The sequence below is a fragment of the Ensifer adhaerens genome (assembly GCF_013283195.1).
Classification (GTDB): Bacteria; Pseudomonadota; Alphaproteobacteria; order Rhizobiales; family Rhizobiaceae; genus Ensifer; species Ensifer adhaerens_G.
Genome location: NZ_JABEKT010000001.1, coordinates 2,554,714 through 2,574,300, shown reverse-complemented (window position 1 = coordinate 2,574,300; position 19,587 = coordinate 2,554,714). Strand labels below are relative to the sequence as shown.

17 protein-coding genes are annotated in these 19,587 nt (G+C 61.7%); 10 read left to right on the top strand and 7 right to left on the bottom strand.

Annotated elements, in window-relative coordinates; genetic code table 11:
• The first annotated feature begins 27 nt into the window (after window positions 1-27).
• The 3 genes from LPJGGPFB_RS12195 to LPJGGPFB_RS12185 all read left to right on the top strand — a co-directional run bounded on the left by LPJGGPFB_RS12195 (window position 28) and on the right by LPJGGPFB_RS12185 (window position 2,664).
• Window positions 28-936, top strand: coding sequence for an alpha/beta fold hydrolase (locus LPJGGPFB_RS12195; protein ID WP_173420144.1), 909 nt, complete (start codon window positions 28-30; stop codon window positions 934-936).
• Window positions 937-1,175: 239 nt separating this feature from the next.
• Window positions 1,176-1,784, top strand: coding sequence for a pyridoxamine 5'-phosphate oxidase family protein (locus LPJGGPFB_RS12190; RefSeq protein WP_173420143.1), 609 nt, complete (start codon window positions 1,176-1,178; stop codon window positions 1,782-1,784).
• A gap of 115 nt (window positions 1,785-1,899) precedes the next feature.
• Entirely contained in the window at window positions 1,900-2,664 is a 765-nt protein-coding gene (locus LPJGGPFB_RS12185; RefSeq protein ID WP_345791011.1) for a M15 family metallopeptidase, read from the top strand.
• Window positions 2,665-2,703: 39 nt separating this feature from the next.
• On the opposite strand, the gene LPJGGPFB_RS12180 is transcribed toward LPJGGPFB_RS12185, so the two are convergent.
• The 3 genes from LPJGGPFB_RS12180 to fumC form a co-directional block, all read right to left on the bottom strand.
• Window positions 2,704-3,354 carry a L,D-transpeptidase gene (locus LPJGGPFB_RS12180; RefSeq protein ID WP_173420141.1) on the bottom strand — a complete coding sequence of 217 codons (651 nt, stop codon included), beginning with the start codon at window positions 3,352-3,354 and terminating at the stop codon, window positions 2,704-2,706.
• A gap of 173 nt (window positions 3,355-3,527) precedes the next feature.
• Window positions 3,528-4,598: a GGDEF domain-containing protein gene (locus LPJGGPFB_RS12175; RefSeq protein WP_173420140.1), complete on the bottom strand. Its 1,071-nt coding sequence runs from the start codon at window positions 4,596-4,598 to the stop codon at window positions 3,528-3,530.
• 210 nt (window positions 4,599-4,808) lie between these two features.
• Window positions 4,809-6,200, bottom strand: a complete 1,392-nt coding sequence (gene fumC, locus LPJGGPFB_RS12170; RefSeq protein ID WP_173420139.1) for a class II fumarate hydratase — start codon at window positions 6,198-6,200, stop codon at window positions 4,809-4,811.
• Between the two features lie 532 nt (window positions 6,201-6,732).
• Between fumC and LPJGGPFB_RS12165 the strand changes: the two genes are divergently transcribed.
• Window positions 6,733-8,625 (top strand): L,D-transpeptidase family protein, encoded by a 1,893-nt coding sequence (locus tag LPJGGPFB_RS12165; protein ID WP_173420138.1) that lies wholly within the window; start codon window positions 6,733-6,735, stop codon window positions 8,623-8,625.
• Window positions 8,626-8,868: 243 nt separating this feature from the next.
• Here LPJGGPFB_RS12165 and LPJGGPFB_RS12160 read toward each other — a convergent pair whose 3' ends face one another.
• Complete coding sequence (locus tag LPJGGPFB_RS12160; protein ID WP_173420137.1) at window positions 8,869-9,546, bottom strand: HAD family hydrolase; 678 nt, start codon at window positions 9,544-9,546, stop codon at window positions 8,869-8,871.
• A gap of 223 nt (window positions 9,547-9,769) precedes the next feature.
• Between LPJGGPFB_RS12160 and rpiA the strand changes: the two genes are divergently transcribed.
• From rpiA to LPJGGPFB_RS12135, 5 genes are all read left to right on the top strand, one after another.
• Complete coding sequence (rpiA, locus tag LPJGGPFB_RS12155; RefSeq protein ID WP_173420136.1) at window positions 9,770-10,465, top strand: ribose-5-phosphate isomerase RpiA; 696 nt, start codon at window positions 9,770-9,772, stop codon at window positions 10,463-10,465.
• Between the two features lie 120 nt (window positions 10,466-10,585).
• Window positions 10,586-11,134 carry a DUF2059 domain-containing protein gene (locus LPJGGPFB_RS12150; protein WP_173420135.1) on the top strand — a complete coding sequence of 183 codons (549 nt, stop codon included), beginning with the start codon at window positions 10,586-10,588 and terminating at the stop codon, window positions 11,132-11,134.
• Between the two features lie 227 nt (window positions 11,135-11,361).
• On the top strand, window positions 11,362-12,753 hold the full coding sequence (gor, locus tag LPJGGPFB_RS12145; protein ID WP_173420134.1) for a glutathione-disulfide reductase: 1,392 nt from the start codon (window positions 11,362-11,364) through the stop codon (window positions 12,751-12,753).
• Between the two features lie 249 nt (window positions 12,754-13,002).
• Window positions 13,003-14,376, top strand: a complete 1,374-nt coding sequence (locus LPJGGPFB_RS12140; RefSeq protein WP_077503918.1) for a class II 3-deoxy-7-phosphoheptulonate synthase — start codon at window positions 13,003-13,005, stop codon at window positions 14,374-14,376.
• A gap of 122 nt (window positions 14,377-14,498) precedes the next feature.
• Window positions 14,499-14,897, top strand: coding sequence for a GFA family protein (locus LPJGGPFB_RS12135; RefSeq protein ID WP_173420133.1), 399 nt, complete (start codon window positions 14,499-14,501; stop codon window positions 14,895-14,897).
• 6 nt (window positions 14,898-14,903) lie between these two features.
• Here LPJGGPFB_RS12135 and LPJGGPFB_RS12130 read toward each other — a convergent pair whose 3' ends face one another.
• Window positions 14,904-15,944, bottom strand: a complete 1,041-nt coding sequence (locus tag LPJGGPFB_RS12130) for a MerR family transcriptional regulator (protein ID WP_173420132.1) — start codon at window positions 15,942-15,944, stop codon at window positions 14,904-14,906.
• Window positions 15,945-16,274: 330 nt separating this feature from the next.
• Between LPJGGPFB_RS12130 and LPJGGPFB_RS12125 the strand changes: the two genes are divergently transcribed.
• Window positions 16,275-16,619, top strand: a complete 345-nt coding sequence (locus LPJGGPFB_RS12125; RefSeq protein WP_173420131.1) for a hypothetical protein — start codon at window positions 16,275-16,277, stop codon at window positions 16,617-16,619.
• A gap of 112 nt (window positions 16,620-16,731) precedes the next feature.
• Here LPJGGPFB_RS12125 and LPJGGPFB_RS12120 read toward each other — a convergent pair whose 3' ends face one another.
• Window positions 16,732-17,649, bottom strand: coding sequence for a helix-turn-helix domain-containing protein (locus LPJGGPFB_RS12120; protein WP_173420130.1), 918 nt, complete (start codon window positions 17,647-17,649; stop codon window positions 16,732-16,734).
• A gap of 198 nt (window positions 17,650-17,847) precedes the next feature.
• Entirely contained in the window at window positions 17,848-19,587 is a 1,740-nt protein-coding gene (locus LPJGGPFB_RS12115) for a TadG family pilus assembly protein (RefSeq protein ID WP_173420129.1), read from the bottom strand.

The window sequence follows — 19,587 nt, the reverse complement described above, 5'->3', positions numbered from 1 at the left end:
CATTGAACATATTAAGAGATTCTCACTATGGCATCCTTTGCGATCAAGGTCATCCGCCATGCGCTTGCCGGCGTGTCGGCCATTTCACCGGAGGCCGCCGGCCGGCTGGCCTTCAAGCTTTTCACCGTGACGCCCGGGCGCAAACCGAAGAACGCCAAGGAACGCGCGGCACTGGCGGCTGCGGCTCCCGTGATTGCCAAGGGTAAGCCGGTGACGCTGTCCTATGCTGGTGGGTGGGTGATGGCCCGGCATTTCGTTGGTCCGCGCAATGCCGCCAATGCCAAGCGCGTGCTGCTTGTCCACGGCTGGGGATCGCGTAGCGACTATCTCGCCGCCATGATCGAGGGGCTGGTTGCCGGTGGCGCCGAAGTGGTGACGCTCGACTGGCCGGGGCACGGCGCGTCGTCGGGGCGCACGCTGACGATGGTTGCAGCGGTCAGGGCGATCGACGCCGCCTGGCGTCATTTTGGCGGGTTTGATGTGAGCGTCGGCCATTCCTTTGGCGGCGGCAGCCTGGCTTGCGCGGCGGGGGGCGTCGTCTGCGACGTGCCCAGCCATGTGGCAAAGAAGCTAGTCCTCATCGGTGCGCCGAGCGAGATGACGTGGCTTTTCAAGGGCTTTGGCAAAATTCTTCGCCTGTCGCCGAAGACGCAGCAAGCGTTTGAAGGCGTCGTCGAGCGCTTGGCCGGGCGTCGGCTGGAGGATTTCGATGCGGCCAAGATCCTTGCAGTCAGGGCCGTGCCGACCTTGATCATCCATGCGGAAGACGACAAGGAGGTTTCGGCCGACCATGCCCGCCGTTATGCGGCGGCCGGGCCCAATGTCGAACTTCACTGGGCAAACGGCTATGGCCATCGCCGTATCGTCTCCGCAGCGCCCGTCATCGACAAGGTCAATGCGTTCGTCCATGGCGAGGATCGAAAGGCCGCGGCCTGAGGCCACCTTGCCGGTCAAGGCGGAACGCGTCGCGTCACGCCGCTCCTGGGCGGGTCAGCTTCTGCCGGTCGCTTTGACGTCGTCATACGCTTGTCATGCTATCCGTCGAAAGGATCGCTTCGATCCGCAGCGTCGGGCGCTTTTTAGTGGCGCAAGGCTTGCTGCTGCTATTGGATTGACGGCATGATTCCGTGCATCGATTTCGACGTGCGGATATCGTGCATTAGCGGGAGGACGGCATGTCGATCATCACCACGGTCGAGGAATTGAGCGCGCTTTACGGCGGTGTCAGCGAGGCATCGGTGGCAAAGGTCACCAAGGCGCTGACCGCGGAATACCGGCAGATGATCGAGGCTTCGCCTTTTGCCGCCCTTGCCACGGTCGGCCCCGAAGGGCTCGACTGTTCTCCGCGCGGTGACGACGATTGTGTCGTCAGGATCGCTGACGACAAAACGATCCTGATGCCCGACTGGCGCGGCAACAACCGCGTCGATTCGCTTGCCAACATCGTGCGCGATCCACGTGTCGCGCTGATGTTCCTGGTGCCCGGATCCAATACCACCATGCGGATCAATGGCACCGCCGCGGTCAGCATCGATCCGGCACTGACAGGTTCCTTCGAGGTGTTTGGCAAGAACCCGCGCAGCGTGATCGTCGTCACCATCGGTGAGGTCTATTTCCAGTGTGCTCGCGCGTTGATGCGGTCGCAGATCTGGAACCCTGAACGCTTCATCGATCCCGCCACGCTTCCAACGCCCGGCGCACTGCTGAAGGCCGCCAAGGCGGATTTCGACCGGGAAACCTATGATCGCGAATGGCCGGAGCGCGCCGCCAAGACCATGTGGTAGGCTGGACCGGTCGGCAGTGCATTTCCGTGCGTGGTCTTCGGCCGGATCGGGAGTGCCGGGAGATGGGGACGTGATGCGACGTGGTTCTCTGTGCACCTGTCTGAGGGTAGCGACCGTGTTTCTGTTGGTGTGCGTCGGCGATACCTTGGCTGCCGACCCGACGCTCCGAGAGAAACTCGAATTGCTCGCCAGGGCCTATCCGGAAGGGATTGCCGAGGTTGGCACAGGTACGTTGACGCTGCGCGATGGCGGCACGGCGCTTCCGATCGATGACGGCAGGCAGAAGAGCCACGCCGAAAAGCTCGCGTCCGGCGACATCGAAGACAGTCTTTCGCAGATCTATCCGCTTGGCGCCTGCGCAAAGCCGCCGCCTAAGGATTTCGATCCGGGGCGCATCCGCAGCGAAGCCTTGATGAAACGTCTCTATGGCGGCAGCGCTGCGAGCGCCAGGCGCGATCTCGTCACGGTCAACTGGTTCGGCGAGCGCCTGATGGTCACCCGCAGGCATGGCGTGGCCAAGGCGCTGCAATCAGTAGAGGCCGAACTCACCTCACGACCGAAGCTGAAACGGTATCTTGTTCCCAGTGCCGGGACTTTCAACTGGCGCAATATCGCCGGTACGCGCACGCTCTCGGTGCACAGCTTTGGTGCTGCGATCGATCTCAATACCGCCTTTGCCGACTACTGGCGTTGGGCCGGCGGCGCCAAGAGCGGGGCAGCACCTTACCGAAACCGCTATCCGCTCGACATCGTCGAGATCTTCGAGAAACACGGCTTCATCTGGGGCGGGCGCTGGTATCATTTCGATACCATGCATTTCGAATACCGGCCGGAATTGATCGCCATCGCGAGACAGGCGGGCGCCTCCGCCTGTCGCTAGGCGCCGTTGCGCGCCAGTCTCTTTGGGGAAACCAACCTGTCAGTCGCGAACGATCACCGTCGCGCCGATCTCGACATTGGCATAGAGATGCTCGACGTCCTCGTTGGCCATGCGGATGCAGCCCGATGACATGGCCTTGCCGATCGACAGGGGCTGGTTGGTACCGTGAATGCGGTAGATCGTCGAGCCGAGATACAGGGCGCGGGCGCCGAGCGGGTTGTCGATGCCGCCTTCCATGCTCGCCGGCAGCACCTTGCCCTTCTTTGCTTCACGAACGCGCATGTCTTCCGGCGGGATCCAGGTCGGCCACTCGGCCTTGCGGCTGACGGTGTTGGTGCCTGTCCAGAGAAACCCTTTGCGCCCGACGCTGACGGCGTATTTGACGGCGATACCGCGGCCAACGACGTGGTAGAGCCTGCGCTCGGAGTTGTCGATGATGATGGTGCCCGGCGTTGCGGTTGCCGGGATGGCAACGAGTTCTCGGGCGATCGGCGACTGGCTGATGTCGCTGCGCTTCGCCTTCTGCCTAGTGCCGCCCTGCGACAGTACCTGAAGCCAGCCGGTGTTGGCGGTGGCGCTGTCGAGCGAGGCAACGGTGATTGGATCCTGTCTGACGTCTTTTGCGTCGGCGGTCGCCGATGCTCCGGCCATCAAGGCGGTCGCTATCATTGCTGCAAGAATGCGCTTCATGTCGGTTCTCCCCTCGAATTGTGGGAACCGATCGCGCTTTTCGTAGCCGTTGTTCCCTGTTGTCAGGGTTGTAGCGGGTGCAACCTGATCTGGCTGTTTCCAAGGGAACGGGGAGGCGAAACGAAAATGGCGCCGATCGGGCGCCATCTTACCAAGGGAGTGTCGAGAGTTCGCTAGCGCCTGTAGATCAGCCAGTTGCGGCCGGATTCCTTGCGCATGCCGTCTTCGAACAGCATCGTCTTGTTGCGGCCGGCATTCTTGGCGGAGTAGAGCGCGATATCCGCCTTGTTGTAGAGGTCGACGGCATCCTCGGCGGCGGTCGCCATGCAGACGCCGACCGACAGGGTGATCGGGCCATAATTGACGCCGGTCTTGGAGTTGCGGAAGGGCGTTCCCGCAAGCACCGTGCGAATGCGATCTGCGACCTGCAGGCATTCTTCCTGACTGCTGTCGTTGAGGATGATGGCGAATTCTTCACCACCAGTCCGCGCCACGAAAGCATCGCGCCGGACATTGGCACGGATGACGCTGCCGACTGTCGCCAGGATCTTGTCGCCCACGGGGTGTCCGAACGTGTCGTTCACCTTCTTGAAGTGGTCGATATCGGCGACCAGCAGGCCGGTGAAGTTCTTCTGGTGATCGTTGTTGTAGACAGCGGCGAGATTGTCGTCGAAGGCGCGGCGGTTGGCGAGCCGCGTCAGCGAATCGGTGTTGGCGATCCGCTTGTACTCGTCGAGTTCCTGGCGGATGACCTCCATCTCGAAGGACTTCTGCACCACGGTCTGGACGCGTTCCTTGCCCTGGCTCATCGTGTCGGCGGTTGCTTCAGTCAGGATGCCGATGGCGTGGCGCAGGATGTCGGCGCTGGAAGCGCTCTTGCTGGTTATGTTGACATAGGCTTCGTCGAGAACCTTGTTGTAGTTTTCGAGCGCATATTGCTCGTCCTTCAACAGGTTGACGAGTTCGGCCAGCTTGGCCGCAAGACTGGTATGGGCGCGTTCGATGCCGGTCGAACGGTGGATATGGCTGAAATACTGCGCGCCGATCGCGTCGAGTTCTTCCTGGGTCGCCCGGCTGCCGAGGGCGGCGAGCTCCTTGGACAGCTGCGGGTTCGAACCGAGATAGGCTTCGTAATAAAGCTCGTAATTGCGCGGTATCGGCGAAACGCCCATCATGCGCATCGCATGGGTTACCTGCGCTGCGATATCCGGAGCCTGCGTTTTTCCAGATGTGGCCGTTTGCATCCGCAAACCCTCAATATTACTCATTGCTTACGGGTACTGATTTTTAGGGGCAAATGATTTGCGAAGTCTTAATGATTGTTTTCGCGAACGAAGACAATTCGACTTAACACCGATAATGCGATTTCCCTTTAGCCCGGGCGAGGGCGCTGCCGCGACGCCGATAGAAGGGCCGCGGCAGCAACAAACCGATCAGGCCGGCAGATCTGCCGATCAGGCCGGGCTGATCATCGTTTCCGGGCGGACGACCGCGTCGAACTCTTCGTTGGTGACGTAGCCGCCGCCAACTGCTTCTTCGCGCAACGTCGTGCCGTTCTTGTGCGCCGTCTTGGCGATCTTTGCGGCGTTGTCGTAGCCGATCTTCGGCGCCAGTGCCGTCACCAGCATCAACGAGCGATCAAGGGCTGCCTTGATGTTGTCTTCGCGGGCTTCGATGCCGACGACGCAGTTGTCGGTGAAGGAGACTGCGGCATCGGCGAGCAACTGCACAGACTGCAGGAAGTTGTAGGCCATCAGCGGGTTGAAGACGTTGAGTTCGAAGTGGCCCTGACTGCCGGCGAAGGTCAGCGCAGCATTGTTGCCGAAGACCTGGACGCAGACCTGGGTCAGCGCTTCGCACTGGGTCGGGTTGACCTTGCCCGGCATGATCGACGAGCCCGGCTCGTTTTCCGGCAGCGACAGTTCGCCGAGGCCCGAGCGCGGGCCGGAGCCGAGGAGGCGGATGTCATTAGCGATCTTGAAGAGGGCGGCGGCAGCGGCGTTGATCGCGCCGTGGCTGAAGACCATGGAATCGTGGGCGGCAAGCGCTTCGAACTTGTTCGGCGCCGTGGTGAAGGCAATGCCGGTGATCTTGGCGATTTCGTCTGCAACCTGTTCGGCAAATCCAACCGGTGCGTTGAGGCCGGTACCGACGGCGGTGCCGCCCTGGGCCAGTTCGCAAAGGCCGGGCAGGGTCATCTCGATGCGCTTGATCGAGGAGGCGACCTGGGCTGCATAGCCGGAGAATTCCTGGCCAAGCGTCAGCGGGGTTGCGTCCTGGGTGTGGGTGCGGCCGATCTTGATGATGTGATCGAACGCCTTGACCTTGGCTTCGAGCGCCTTGTGCAGGTGCTTCAGGGCCGGCAAGAGGTCGTGGATAACGCGCTCGGCGCAGGCGATGTGCATGGCCGTCGGATAGGTGTCGTTCGACGACTGGCTCATGTTGACGTGGTCGTTGGGGTGGACAGGCTTCTTCGAGCCCATCACGCCGCCGAGCATTTCGATCGCCCGGTTCGAGATCACCTCGTTGGCGTTCATGTTCGACTGCGTGCCGGAGCCGGTCTGCCAGACGACGAGCGGGAAATGCTCGTTGAGCTTGCCGTCGATGACTTCCTGCGACGCCTTTACGATGGCATCGGCGACGGTCGCATCGAGGCGGCCGAGTGCCATGTTGGTGCGGGCGGCAGCCTGCTTGACGATGCCGAGGGCGCGGACGATCGACGCCGGCTGCTTTTCCCAGCCAATCTTGAAGTTACCCAGGGATCGCTGGGCCTGGGCGCCCCAGTAGCGATCGTTTGCCACTTCGATGGGGCCGAACGTATCTGTTTCCGTGCGCGTCGATGTCATCGTGATCCCTGCCTTCGTCATGCGGTTCATGAAGTCTGGGCGAGGGGACGCGGCCGCAACCGGCTGTCCCTCCCCAAGGTGCCGGGCCTCTCTCTGCCCCGGCTGGAAAGGCTTGTAAAGAGGTGGCCGCGGCGCTGGCAATGCTACAATCGTTTGAAAGGCAGGCTTGCGACGAAACGCGGCTCTGACGCCATGCAATGGGTGATTCGCCTTCTTCTCGCCGCATGCGCATTTCTTGTGGCGTTTCAGTCACATTCGCAACCTTCCGTGCCGTCAGGAATGCTGCGCACTGGCCGCGGACGCCCATTGCTGCAGCATTAATGTCGATGCAAATCAAATTTTTATGCCCTTTCGAACGTCCTGGAAATGAGCCGTTTTTTTCGCGTCATCGAGGTGGTTTCATGCGAGTTCGGGCAGGCGCGTTTCCTTTTCATTCACCATCCTTTTCTATAAGTTTTGGAGCACGAGGGCGTGGCGAGGAATTGGCTAAAGCCGAGTTCGGCGACAACGCGATACGGGGACGCAGTTTCACATGAGAATTTTTAAGACGGCAGCGATCGTAGCGCTCATGAGCGGTTGTGCGGTCGCGACTTTGGATGCTCGGCCGGCATCGGCCTTCTCGCTCGGCGATTTCATCCGCGCAGGCAGGAAGAAGCCGGAACCTCAGCAGTCGCAGCCGCAGTCGCTTCCAGGCGTCGGCGCCATGGTCGAGCCGCAGCAGAATGCGGTTGCCAAGCCTTTGCCGAAGGTCACGGGTCCGCAGTATTACACCTACAAGGCCGATCCGCTGCGCCGGATCGCAACCGACAAGCTGCTGGATCCGGTCGTGACCGGCTCAGTGCGCAATGGCGCACTGCCACCGATGCTGCGCACGCCGCTCGCAGATGCTCGCCAGTTCATGCCGGACGTCGATGTGCGCGCAACCGCAGCCGTCGCAAAGGCCATCGAGACCCATTACGGCTCGCGTTCAGATTTCGTCTGGATCGACGGCGCGGGTGTGAATGCGCGGGCGAAGTCGGCGATGGCCGTGCTTGCCGAGGCGGCGAAGGTCGGGCTCGATCCACAGGATTATGCCGTTCAGGTGCCCTCCGACGATTTCGATCGGGGCGATATGATCGCGCGCGAAAAGGAGCTCGTTCAGTTCGAACTCGCATTGTCCGCAGCTACCCTGTCCTATGTGCAGGACACCGTGCGCGGCCGCATCGATCCCAACAAGATTTCCGGCTATCACGATTTTCAGCGCAAGACCGTCGATCTCGGCGCCTTCCTCGACAAGCTTTCGGCATCGACCGATGTCGCCACACTGCTCAACGATCAGAACCCGAAGAGCGCGCAGTTTGCCGCCCTGTCGGTGGAGCTTGAGCGTCTGCGCGCGGAAAAAGGCATGGAACAGCGCGTCGAAATTGCGCCGGGCACGCTCTTGAAGCCGGGCCAGAGCAATCCGGAACTTGCCAACATTGTCGCGGGCATCCGCATCAAGGGCTCCGAGACGCTGAAGGCGGACCACGCCGCGGTGCTTGCGGCCTACCAGGGAACGCCGGAGTACACCCCGGAGCTGGTTGCACTGGTTGAAGCGTTCCAGAAGGAGCACGGCCTCAAGGCCGATGGCGTGGTGGGGCAGGCGTCGCTGCGCATCCTGACGGGTGGCGACAGCACGGCCGCCAGGATCAACAAGCTCGAAGTCGCGATGGAACAGGCGCGCTGGCTTCCCGATGGTCTTGGCAACCGCTACGTCTTCATCAACCAGCCGGCCTTTACCGCGTCCTATACCGACAACGGCACCGAGCAGTTTTCGATGCGTGTGGTCGTTGGCTCCAAGGCAAACCAGACCTATTTCTTCCAGGACGAGATCCAGACCGTCGAGGTCAACCCTTACTGGGGCGTGCCGCAGTCCATCATCATCAACGAGATGCTGCCGAAGCTGCGCAACGATCCCAATTATCTCGATCGAATGGGCTATCAGGTGGAAGTCGGCGGCCGTTCGGTGCCGTCGTCGTCGATCAACTGGAACGGATCGACTGCGTCTGTTGCGGTCAGACAGCCGCCGAGCAGCGACAATGCGCTCGGTGAACTGAAGATCCTGTTCCCGAATGCACACGCCATCTACATGCACGACACGCCGTCGAAGAGTTTCTTCAAGCGCGACCAGCGTGCGCTCAGCCATGGTTGTGTGCGTCTAGCCGATCCGCGCCGGATGGCAGCAGCCGTGCTTGGCACCAGCGTCGAGGATGTCGGCAAGGAAATCGGCGGCGGCCGCAACAAGGCACTGCAGGTGCCGCAGAAGGTTCCGGTTTACGTCGCCTATTTCACGGCCTGGCCGAACAAGGACGGTGTCATCGAGTATTTCGACGACGTATACGAGCGCGACATGTACATGAACCGCGCCTTCGAGGCGACCCGCAACGCCCGCCGGGCCGAGGGGTAAATCTGCGCCAAAGAGGCTCGGTGGGCATTGATGCCATCCGTGTTCACGGAATTTGCGACCCCATGGAGAACCTCCGTGGGGTCTTTTCATTCTGGCGGTCGGCGAAGGAGGGGCTGTCACGTCGCTTTGGTGCGCGTCCGCCAACCCATCGGGCATCGCCAGTCCTGCGATCCGTCTTGGCGATGAAGTCAACCGTTGCCGTGAAGCGACTTGGGTCTTCCAAGCCGGCTCCGGGGCCGCAATTCACTTGCCGTTGAAAAGTCCCGTGACCAGTTCCGGCGTCAATTCGTCGAAGTGCTGGATGATGATCGTCGGCTCAAGGCTCTCGATCGGAACGTCGGAATAGCCGAACGGGACGGCGATCGATGGGACCACGGCGTTGCGGGCGACGAGGATATCGTTGAGGCTGTCACCGACCATCACCGAGTGCTGGGCGCACCCCCCGGCATTGGCGATCGTGCGCAGCAGATGGTCCGCGTCCGGCTTGCGGATCTCGAACGTGTCACCGCCCGACACCGCAGCGAAGCGATCGAGAAGGCCGAGGCGCTCAAGCAGGCGATTTGCCAGCATTTCCGGCTTGTTGGTGCAGACGGCGAGCTTGAACCCGGCTGCAGCCAGCCGGTCGAGCGCATCGAGCATGCCGGGATAGGGAAGGGAATCACCGGGCATCGAGCCATGATAGAAGTCGACGAATTCCTTCATCTGCCAGGCGAGCGCATCTTCATCGAGCGGCTTGTTGCGCATGGCGAACGTGCGCTCGATCATCGCGCGGGCGCCATGGCCGACGAGGTGGGTGAGGTCGCGGTACGTGACGGGCTCGACGCCGGCCTGGGTCACCGCATGGTTGAGGCTCGCCACCAGATCCGGCGCCGTATCGACAAGAGTTCCGTCGAGATCAAAGACGACAATGGGAGAAGACAAGGAGAGAACCTCGCGTAGCGGGATAGGGTTGCCGTTCGGGTAGGCGAAGTTGCGCCGGAATGCAATGGCAAGTGTGCGTGGGAAGGGTGCGGGAATCCGGGCGGCGCTTTTGAATTTGGCTTTTGTTTGCAGCTTGGGGCGTGTAAGTGTCTCAGCGGAAAACGGATGACAAAGGTGGGCTTACCACATGCACATCCGGTGAACATAAGGGAGCGACTGGCGCATGGACGCCCGCCAAATGAAAATCAAAGCCGCGGCAGCGGCGCTCGAACATGTCGAAGACGGCATGCGGCTTGGCATCGGCACGGGGTCGACGGCGGAGGAATTCGTTCGGCTGCTGGCCGAAAAGGTCGCCTCAGGTTTTCGCATCGAGGGTGTTCCGACCTCCGAGCGCACGGCACGGCTCTGCCTGGAACTGGGCGTGCAACTGAAGTCGCTGGACGAACTTCCCGAACTCGATCTGACGATCGACGGCGCCGACGAGGTCGACGGCCGCCTGCGGCTGATCAAGGGTGGCGGCGGCGCGCTGTTGCGTGAAAAGATCGTCGCGGCTGCTTCCAGGCGCATGATCGTGATTGCCGACGAATCGAAAGTCGTCGACGTTCTCGGCGCGTTCAAGCTGCCGATCGAGGTCAATCCCTTCGGTCAGGTGGCAACGCGGATCGCCATTGAAAAGGTGGCTTCGCGGCTCGGCCTTACCGGCGAAATTTCCGTGCGCAATTCAGGCGACGGCCCCTTCAAGACCGATGGCGGACACCTCATTCTTGATGCATCTTTTGGCCGTATTCCTGATGCAGATGCGCTCGCGGGAGAGCTGAATGCCATTCCCGGCGTCGTTGAGCATGGACTTTTCATCGGCATCGCTTCGCTGGCAATTATTGCTGGACCGGAAGAGGCACGCATTCTGACCGCGTCTTGAGCCGATTCCCGTGGCTCCGCCAGGAGCCGGGACGGTGAAGAAAACAGGTTACCACACATGCGGGCCTGGCGGCGGCAATCGCCCGGGCAGCATGCGACAAACACAGGAGCATGGATAAAAATGAACAAACTCGCAGGTCTTGTCCGCACTTTCGCAGCCACCGCGGTTCTCCTTTCTGCATCCATTCCGGCAGTCCAGGCTCAGGACGTGTCCGAAGAACAGATCAAGGCTGCTCGCGCGACCATCGCGGCACTTGGTGTCACCAACAGCTTTGACAACATCCTGCCGAACCTCGCCGAGCGCCTGAAGAACACGCTGATCCAGGCTTCGCCGAACTTCCAGGAGCTGATCACCGCGACCGTCGACGAGAAGGCTCTGACCTTGGCTGCACGCCGCGCCGACCTCGAAAACGAAGCTGCGACGATCTACGCCAAGACCTTCACGCTGGAAGAACTGAACGCCATTTCCGAGTTCTACAACTCGACGGCCGGCAAGAAGCTTCTGAACGATGGCCCGATCGCTTCGCGCGAACTGTTGAAGGCTGCCGACATCTGGGCAGCTGGTGTGTCGCGCGATCTGAACACGGAAGCGACGAAGTCGCTTGACGCCAAGGTCGGCACGTCGGCCCCGGCGCTTGTTGAAGGCACGCCGGCGACGCCGGCTCAATAATCTGAGATAATCTGAGGCCAGTTGAACTGACCTTGGGCCAGCCCGACAAAGTCATCACGTTTTGAAGAGCCCGGAGCAATCCGGGCTTTTCTTTTTCTGCAGTGCAACACTATATGTGCCTGCAACGGGGCTCCCACCCCGGGCGGGGCATGCCGTCGGCGAAATGCCGACCGGACGGTGCTCCCATGATCCCAATTTCCGTTTGCACGACCTTCAGGAGTTCGCCCATGCCCGCTTTCGACTATGACCTCTTCGTGATCGGTGGCGGCTCCGGTGGCGTCAGAAGCGGTCGGCTGGCGGCGAGCCTGGGCAAGAAGGTCGCAATCGCCGAAGAATTCCGTTACGGCGGCACCTGCGTCATCCGTGGCTGCGTGCCGAAGAAGCTCTACGTCTACGCGTCGCAATACGCCGAGCACTTCGAGGATGCGGCCGGGTTTGGCTGGACGGTCGGTGAAAGCCGCTTCGATTGGCATAAGCTCGTCGCCGCCAAGGAGCAGGAAATCACGCGGCTTGAAGGTCTCTACCAGAAGGGGCTCGCCAATGCCGGCGCCGAGATCCTGCGCACCCGGGCAGAACTCGTCGGCCCGAACACCGTTCGTCTGCTCGACACCGGCAAGACCGTCACCGCCGAGCGCATCGTCATTGCCGTCGGTGGCCATCCGACGCCGCACGACGCGCTGCCGGGACACGAACTCTGCATTTCCTCCAACGAGGCCTTCGACCTTGCGGAACTGCCGAAGTCGATCCTGATCGCCGGCGGCGGCTATATCGCTGTCGAGTTCGCCAACATCTTCCACGGTCTCGGCGTCGAGACGACGCTGATCTATCGCGGCAAGGAAATCCTGTCGCGCTTCGACCAGGATATGCGCCGCGGTCTGCACGCGGCGATGGAAGGGAAGGGTATCCGGATCATTTGCGAGGACATCATCCAGTCCGTGGCTGTCGACGCCGACGGCAAACGTGTGGCGCAGACGATGAAGCACGGCGAGATCGCCGTCGACCAGGTGATGCTGGCGCTCGGCCGCGTGCCGAACACCAAGGGTCTGGGGCTTGAAAGCGCCGGCGTGAAGACGGATGAGCGTGGTGCGATCATTGTCGATGCTTTCTCGCGCACTAGCGCGCCTGGCATCTATGCGCTTGGCGACGTCACCGATCGCGTGCAACTGACGCCGGTCGCGATCCACGAGGCGATGTGCTTCATCCAGACCGAGTACAAGAACAACCCCGTCTCCCCCGATCATGACCTGATCGCAACGGCCGTATTCTCCCAGCCTGAAATCGGCACGGTCGGCCTCAGCGAAGAGCAGGCCGGACGCCAGTTCGAGGACCTGGAAGTCTATCGCGCCGAGTTCCGGCCGATGAAGGCGACGCTTTCCGGTCGCAAGGAAAAGACGATCATGAAGCTGATCGTCAACGCTGCCGACCGCAAAGTGCTGGGTGCGCATATCCTCGGCCACGACGCCGGCGAGATGGCGCAGTTGCTTGGCATTTCGCTCAAAGCCGGATGCACCAAGGACGATTTCGACCGGACGATGGCCGTTCATCCGACCGCATCCGAAGAACTCGTGACGATGTATGCGCCGTCCTATCGAGTGCACAAGGGCGAGCGGGTCAACTGAGCCCGCCGCCGCTTCGCTTTGCCTGGCGCTGAAAGCCATGAATTCTGGTAGGATGTCTTTCCAAGCCATCGCTTAACGTCTATAAGCCCGCATCCGCGAAGTGACCGGCTTCGGGCGGGCGCCAAGGCTTGGGCCAAGCGCTGGAGCAGGGCGCGGACGCAGTGAAATTTCCGAATACCGGGCGGTATCAAAGCCGTCAGGGCGCGACCCGCGCGGACCGCAGTCCGCGGCAGACAACAGGTGATCGAAATGGCACAGACTTGGACTCCGAATAGCTGGCGGCAGAAACCCATCCAGCAGGTGCCGGACTATCCGGACCTTGCTGCATTGACGGCAACGGAAGCGAAGCTCGCGAAGTATCCGCCGCTGGTGTTTGCCGGTGAAGCGCGGCGTCTGAAGAGCGCACTTGCCAATGTTGCCGAGGGCCGCGGCTTTCTGCTGCAGGGCGGCGATTGCGCCGAGAGCTTTGCCGAGCATGGTGCCGACACGATCCGCGACTTCTTCCGCGCGTTCCTGCAGATGGCCGTGGTCCTGACGTTTGGTGCACAGCAGCCGGTGGTGAAAGTCGGCCGTATCGCCGGCCAGTTCGCCAAGCCGCGCTCGTCCAACATCGAGAAGCAGGGCGACGTCGAGCTGCCGAGCTACCGTGGCGACATCATCAATGGCATCGAGTTCACGGAAGCCGAACGCGTTCCGGATCCGGAACGCCAGATCATGGCCTACCGCCAGTCGGCTGCCACGCTCAACCTTCTGCGCGCATTCGCGATGGGTGGCTATGCCAACCTCGACAACGTGCACCAGTGGATGCTTGGCTTCGTCAAGGACAGCCCGCAGGCAGAGCGCTACCGCAAGCTCGCCGACCGGATCTCCGAGACCATGGATTTCATGAAGGCGATCGGCATCACCTCGGAAAACCACCCGAGCCTGCGCGAGACCGATTTCTTCACCAGCCATGAGGCGCTGCTGCTCGGCTACGAGCAGGCGCTGACGCGCGTCGACTCCACCTCGGGCGACTGGTATGCGACCTCGGGCCACATGATCTGGATCGGCGACCGTACCCGCCAGCCCGATCACGCCCATATCGAGTACTGCCGTGGCATCAAGAATCCGCTCGGCCTGAAGTGCGGTCCGTCGCTGACGGCCGACGGCCTGCTGGAACTGATCGATCTGCTCAACCCGGCCAATGAAGCCGGCCGCCTGACGCTGATCTGCCGCTTCGGCCACGACAAGGTTGCCGAGCACCTGCCGCGCCTCATCCGCGCGGTCGAGCGCGAGGGCAAGAAGGTCGTCTGGTCCTGCGACCCGATGCACGGCAACACGATCACGCTCAACAACTACAAGACCCGTCCGTTCGAGCGGATCCTGTCGGAAGTCGAGAGCTTCTTCCAGATCCACCGTGCGGAAGGTTCGCATCCGGGCGGCATCCATATCGAGATGACCGGCAACGATGTCACCGAATGCACGGGCGGTGCGCGCGCGCTTTCGGGCGACGATCTGGCTGATCGCTACCACACCCATTGCGATCCGCGCCTGAACGCGGACCAGGCGCTGGAACTGGCGTTCTTGCTGGCCGAGCGCATGAAGGGCGGACGCGACGAGAAGAAGCTGGTCGTCAACGGCTGATCCTGACGCAGCGCCGCACGGTTCAGTTTTTCTGACTGTCGGGCGACTGCTATGAAATTGACAATGCCGGGCCCGCTCGCGAAGCTGGCCCGGCATTTTTCATTGAGGGAGGTCGGGGGACCATGTCGGACATCCACAGCGGCAGCTGTCTCTGCACTGCGGTGCGCTTCAAGACGCGGGGAGAGCTACGCGAGCTGATCTTTTGCCATTGCACGCAATGCCGCAAGCAGACGGGCCTCTATTATGCCGCGACCAATGTGCTGGATCGCGACCTGGAGCTGGAAGGCGCTGAGGATGTCACCTGGTATCGCTCGAGCGACGGCGCTCAACGGGGCTTCTGCCGTCATTGCGGGTCGGCCCTGTTCTGGAAAGCCGATGGGCTCGACTACACGTCGATCATGGCCGGCGCCTTTGAAAAGCCGACGGACCTCAAACCCGGCTATCACATCTATTGCGCCGACAAGGGCGATTTCTATGGCATCGACGACGAGCTGCCGAAGTTTGACGCAGGGCGACCGTAAAAGCCTTCAGGCCACTTCCGGCCGCCAGGCGATGACACCTTGCGTCCGCGCACGGACCTCCGGCGACGCCAGGCAGTTGGCGACGGTCTCGTAGCCTGGGGCACCCGGATAGGGCGCGACCTCGGTCGGCGGGCTATGGTTGGCCGGGCACAGAATGACGGTTTCTTCTGGTCCGAGAGCGGCCAGGTCAAGGACGGCATTGGATCGGGTCAACATGAGGATCGGCCGCCGGTCGGTACGGTGGTGACGCAGGTGCTTTAGCAAGGCGGTTTGCGAAGCGGCATCGAGGCCCTGTTCGACCATATCGACTACGAATGCCTCGGCATCCCCTTCCAATGCCACCAACAAAGCAGTCAAAGGTGGCGATGCGACGGCGCCGTCGTCCAGTAGTCGCGCAAGAACGGTGTCTATGCGTGATTTTAGCCGAGGTTCGACCTCGAGCCGCCGGAGAGTGGCCTCGCCGTTTATCTCCTCCAGCCGATCGAGGCCCACGAAGACCGCGCCGGGCAGGGCCGTGGCAATGGCTTTGGCCAACCGTGTCTTGCCGCTGCCGAGCGGTCCGATGATGTAGGTCAGCGGACGGATCGTCTGAAGGCTGAACGCCTCACCGCCCCATGGCCATGGCAGGTTGAAGGCGACCGCGGGATTGCCGGATGACGGCTCCCCTTGTACCAGTTGCTGCAAGTCGGGCGCATTGTCCGCATCGCTTGCCAGATCTCGGCGGAGACGCCGGACCTTTGCGACTGTCTCATGCAGATCCTGCGCCCGCGCCTCCAGCAGCCCCTGCTGCTGCGCCAGGGCAGGGCCAAGCTCGCGCGCACCGCCATCGAGCACGCGTCGGATCTGTGCCAGGGTGAGGCCGAGCGAGCGCAGGGCTGCGATCTCGCCCGCGCGCGCCATTTGCACCGGGCCATAGGTCCGCCATCCTGCCGAAGTCCGCACAGGCGCGATCAACCCATGTTGCTCATAGAGGCGTAATGCCTTGATCGAGACGCCAAGGCGCTTGGCGGCCTCGGTTGCAGTCAAGAAACACGTGGAGTCACTCACGAATCACCTCTTCCTGTTCACCGCGATCTTTATCGGTCCTGGCCCCGGGGACGGGTCAACTGTCCGCTGAAAAATAACGGCACCTGCGCCCGGCAAGCTTGGAGTTGAGAGAGCAGGTACCGTGGTTCTGACTGGCCGGAGCCGAACGGACGAATGCCGATTGAATATTGGTTGCGTTTGCCCAGCGATGCGCGCACCGCTAAAGTCTTTCACCGAGCCCGCGATTGCCTAAACCGGGCGCGGCCGTGGAAAGTGTTTGTGGCGAAAGGTCAACCTGTCACAGGTTCGCTGCGACGCCGTGTTCGTCAGAAGAGAGGAAGGGCGAAGGCCATGTCGGACGATGAGTTTGCGGAGAATATGGTCTGCGCTACGATCAATGCGCCCCATCGCGCGCTGTCCGACACGCTCCTGGCATACCTTGCTGCTCACCGCCCTGATCGGGTGGTCGCATTCGTGTTCTTGGCCGATACCCCGGCCACGAGCGAGTGTTGGAAGAGCCGGCTGATCAGCGAGATTCGTGTGCGCGAAGACGGGGCACGCGCGACGAATTTTGTCGGAATCGCCGATGTGGCGACCTGGAACAGGGTCTTTCGGGAGCACGGGCCCGAACTGGAGCGCCACGGGGTCGAAATCGTGCCGACGAGGCCAGGCGTGTTCACAGGGACAGCAGCCTAGATCGCAATCGGCCGAAGGGAAAACCGGCAGGTTAAGGCAGGGGCAGGCAATCGCCGACAGATTTCCTATCGTTCCGACGCGCATGTCGATTTCGCCGCAAGAAAGACGGGGACTATTTTGCGAGCCGCACCGCACCGTCCGTGGCTCGCTCATAGGCGTTGGCCAGCGCGGCAAGCTTGACGGCCTGCCACCGACAGTATTCGTCGACCAGCCGGATGCTCATCCAGAAGCGACCGCGCGAACCGTCGTTCGATCGGCCGATGTAGCCGGAGTCCTGCGCCTTGGTAAACAGTCTGCGGACATGGGTGTTGGAGATGGTGTAATGGTTGGCGAGCTCGGCCAGGTTGAGTTCCAGCCAAACCTTCCCGTCCACGGGCGTCAGGCTTTTCGGGCGCGCCATCAGGTCATCGAGCAGCAAGCCTCCGCATTCGGTCCAGGCGAAGATGGCGACACCTTCGGGAGGCTCGCTCCAATTCTTGTCGGACAGGAGCATTCTTGCCGCAATCGGCTGCGTGCGTACAAGGACGGAGGTGTCGGCCTCAACGTGTTCCAGCCGATTGCCACCATCGAGGCGATCGAGCGTACCCATCTGGCTCATGAACCAGCGCATCATGGCGCTCTCGCTGACTTCCGTCGGTTCGAGCGGGCGAACCTTCTTGTTCGTCCGTTCGCCGCTGACATCGCGCAGCAATTTGTAGGCGAGCAGTTCGGCCAGGAATGCGGCTGCCGTGTTTCGACTTGCACCGCCGGTATCACGCATGAACTTCAACAGTCGCGCCGCTGTAATGCCGGAATCCGGATGCGTCGGATCGCGCTCGAGATGAAGCGCATAGGCGGCCTGGCTCAAAATCCATTTCTGATGGGAGGCGACCAGACGAGCCACACGCGGAAAGATGTCATAGACGGCCATCAGATCGCGGGCGCTGATCTGCAGCGTCTCGCGCAGCAGCGGGTTGCGCAAAATTCCATCCGCCGTAAAGGCGGGCGGTTTTTCCGGTGCAGCATCCCCCTGTTTTGCCACCAAATGCATGTGTCGTGCACGTCTCCCGACGATGTTTCGCGTAGGCTTCGGAGGCCGATCCCTCGCCACGCCTGCCTCGATACTACTCAACTCTACTGCTTTTAGCAGCTTTACCTTGCTCATAACGTGTGAAGCCGCCATTTTGTTCGAAAGAGCAGGTCAAAGGATTTTTCCGTCGCCAGCCCCATCGCATTTTCCGGGGTGGTGTTACTGCACGAGCACTGGTGGTTGGCACTTGACCCCAGTGACGCGAACATCGGCTTCGCCCACCCGCACCCCGACCAGGAGCAACAGGTTGTAGAGCAGATCGTCCACCGGTTTTGTGACGGCTCCCAGCGTCTGGGCCAGCGCCTGTTGCAGGATCGTCGGGCTGCCAAGCGTCAGGAACAAGACCTGGATGTTCAGATCCAGATTGTTGAGCAGCGTCTTCGTCGTCGACGAGAGGATGTCCTTGGTCGATACGCTCTTGATCGAACGCGCGGCGACCTCGGCAGGGCTAAAGGTGAGGCGGGACGCCTGAAGGTTTTGCGCCTCGATGTGGGCGATCGCGTCGATCTTGACCACCAGTGCGTCGACGATGCGGGCGCGCTCGACGCGGGCATCGGACGAAAAGCTCGAAAGCACCTTCGGGTTGACGTCGCCGATCGCGATTTCAGCGACGCCCGGAACCGCATCGACGACCACGGCTGCATTCTCCGGCTTGCCGCCGTAGCAGCGGATATCGGAGAGTTTGGCTTCGGCGTGGGCTAGCTCCACGTAGATCGGCAAACGAATACGGATACCGGCAAGGGCGGCCAGCCCGTCTACGCCTACTTCGACGGCAAGGCGGGTCTGTGCCGTGCGGACCGCAGTACCTGGCGTGCCGAGGCGATGGCTTGGCGTCTCGACCGGCGGTTCGCCGATCGCCAGTTTGACGGTCGCCGACGCTATTCCCGGCAACCCGGCGACCGCATTCAGCGCGATCTGGTTTTGGCCGTTGGCAATGGCGGCCGCGGCGGAGACAATCTGCAGGGCGCTGACCTTCATCGTCCAGTCTGAACCGGCATCGATCCTCAGGTCTTTCTTGGGATCAAGATTGAGTATCTGCGCCAGAGTAAAGGTCTTCCTGTTGTTGGCCGTCGCCAGCTCGATGGTCTTGAGCGCTGAGTTGACGGTTCCCGACAGTCCCTGGAACAGCCGCATGGACGACAGCAGCTGTGGCATCGTCAGTTTGGCGTCGAGCACGTCTTCATAGGAGGCGGTTTTGAGGCTGAGCTTGGTCGCAATGATCTTCAGGAACGGCTGGATGTCGATATCCGCGTCGATCAGGGCGGTGTAGTCCATCACCTTCAGTGAGATGGTGGTGCCGAGCATCTGGCCGAGTATGGCGTTGAGGAGGCCATCGTTCAGGCTGGCAAGGCGGGATCCGACAGAAAAGGCGGCAATTTTCGAGCTTGCGGCCGTTCCGACGACATTGAGATCCGGTGGCTCGGCGAAGACCGAGGCGAGGAAGATCTGTCCCTTCCTTTGCAGGTGAACCTGGACGGCATCCGAAGGGGCCGCGTTCTTGACGAAGCGCTGGCCGGCGGCAATGTTCGGATCGGGGACATAACGCCCGCGTGTGACCGTTGCCACACCTTCGATCTTGGCGGTGGCGACATCGCTTGGTCGCACAACCTTGCCATCGATGGTCAACAGGCCGGTGGGCGTCGCGACTGCGAAATTATGACTGTTGTTGGAAAAGTACTTGAGGACGGCCTGCTCTGCGGAAGAGACGTTCGATGCGGCGGCGATAGCGGCAAGATCGACAGTTTGCTGCATCTCCCGCTTCTGGACGGTGAGATAACCGTAGTCGATGCCAAGCCCCATGGACGCAATAACCAGCGGCATGACAAGCGCGGCGGACATGCCGATATTGCCATGCCTGGATTGGGCGAGCGCGCGCAATGCCGGTGCTTTCGGAACCAT

Bases quoted from the DNA above. Each gene is read 5' to 3' on its own strand.
- rpiA (WP_173420136.1), top strand. From the start codon at position 9,770: ATGGACGCCCGCCAAATGAAAATCAAAGCCGCGGCAGCGGCGCTCGAA.
- fumC (WP_173420139.1), bottom strand. From the start codon at position 6,200: ATGACATCGACGCGCACGGAAACAGATACGTTCGGCCCCATCGAAGTG.
- LPJGGPFB_RS12120 (WP_173420130.1), bottom strand. From the start codon at position 17,649: ATGCATTTGGTGGCAAAACAGGGGGATGCTGCACCGGAAAAACCGCCC.
- LPJGGPFB_RS12125 (WP_173420131.1), top strand. From the start codon at position 16,275: ATGTCGGACGATGAGTTTGCGGAGAATATGGTCTGCGCTACGATCAAT.
- LPJGGPFB_RS12140 (WP_077503918.1), top strand. From the start codon at position 13,003: ATGGCACAGACTTGGACTCCGAATAGCTGGCGGCAGAAACCCATCCAG.
- LPJGGPFB_RS12135 (WP_173420133.1), top strand. From the start codon at position 14,499: ATGTCGGACATCCACAGCGGCAGCTGTCTCTGCACTGCGGTGCGCTTC.
- LPJGGPFB_RS12165 (WP_173420138.1), top strand. From the start codon at position 6,733: ATGAGAATTTTTAAGACGGCAGCGATCGTAGCGCTCATGAGCGGTTGT.
- LPJGGPFB_RS12150 (WP_173420135.1), top strand. From the start codon at position 10,586: ATGAACAAACTCGCAGGTCTTGTCCGCACTTTCGCAGCCACCGCGGTT.
- LPJGGPFB_RS12195 (WP_173420144.1), top strand. From the start codon at position 28: ATGGCATCCTTTGCGATCAAGGTCATCCGCCATGCGCTTGCCGGCGTG.
- LPJGGPFB_RS12175 (WP_173420140.1), bottom strand. From the start codon at position 4,598: ATGCAAACGGCCACATCTGGAAAAACGCAGGCTCCGGATATCGCAGCG.
- LPJGGPFB_RS12180 (WP_173420141.1), bottom strand. From the start codon at position 3,354: ATGAAGCGCATTCTTGCAGCAATGATAGCGACCGCCTTGATGGCCGGA.
- LPJGGPFB_RS12115 (WP_173420129.1), bottom strand. From the start codon at position 19,587: ATGGTTCCGAAAGCACCGGCATTGCGCGCGCTCGCCCAATCCAGGCAT.
- LPJGGPFB_RS12190 (WP_173420143.1), top strand. From the start codon at position 1,176: ATGTCGATCATCACCACGGTCGAGGAATTGAGCGCGCTTTACGGCGGT.
- gor (WP_173420134.1), top strand. From the start codon at position 11,362: ATGCCCGCTTTCGACTATGACCTCTTCGTGATCGGTGGCGGCTCCGGT.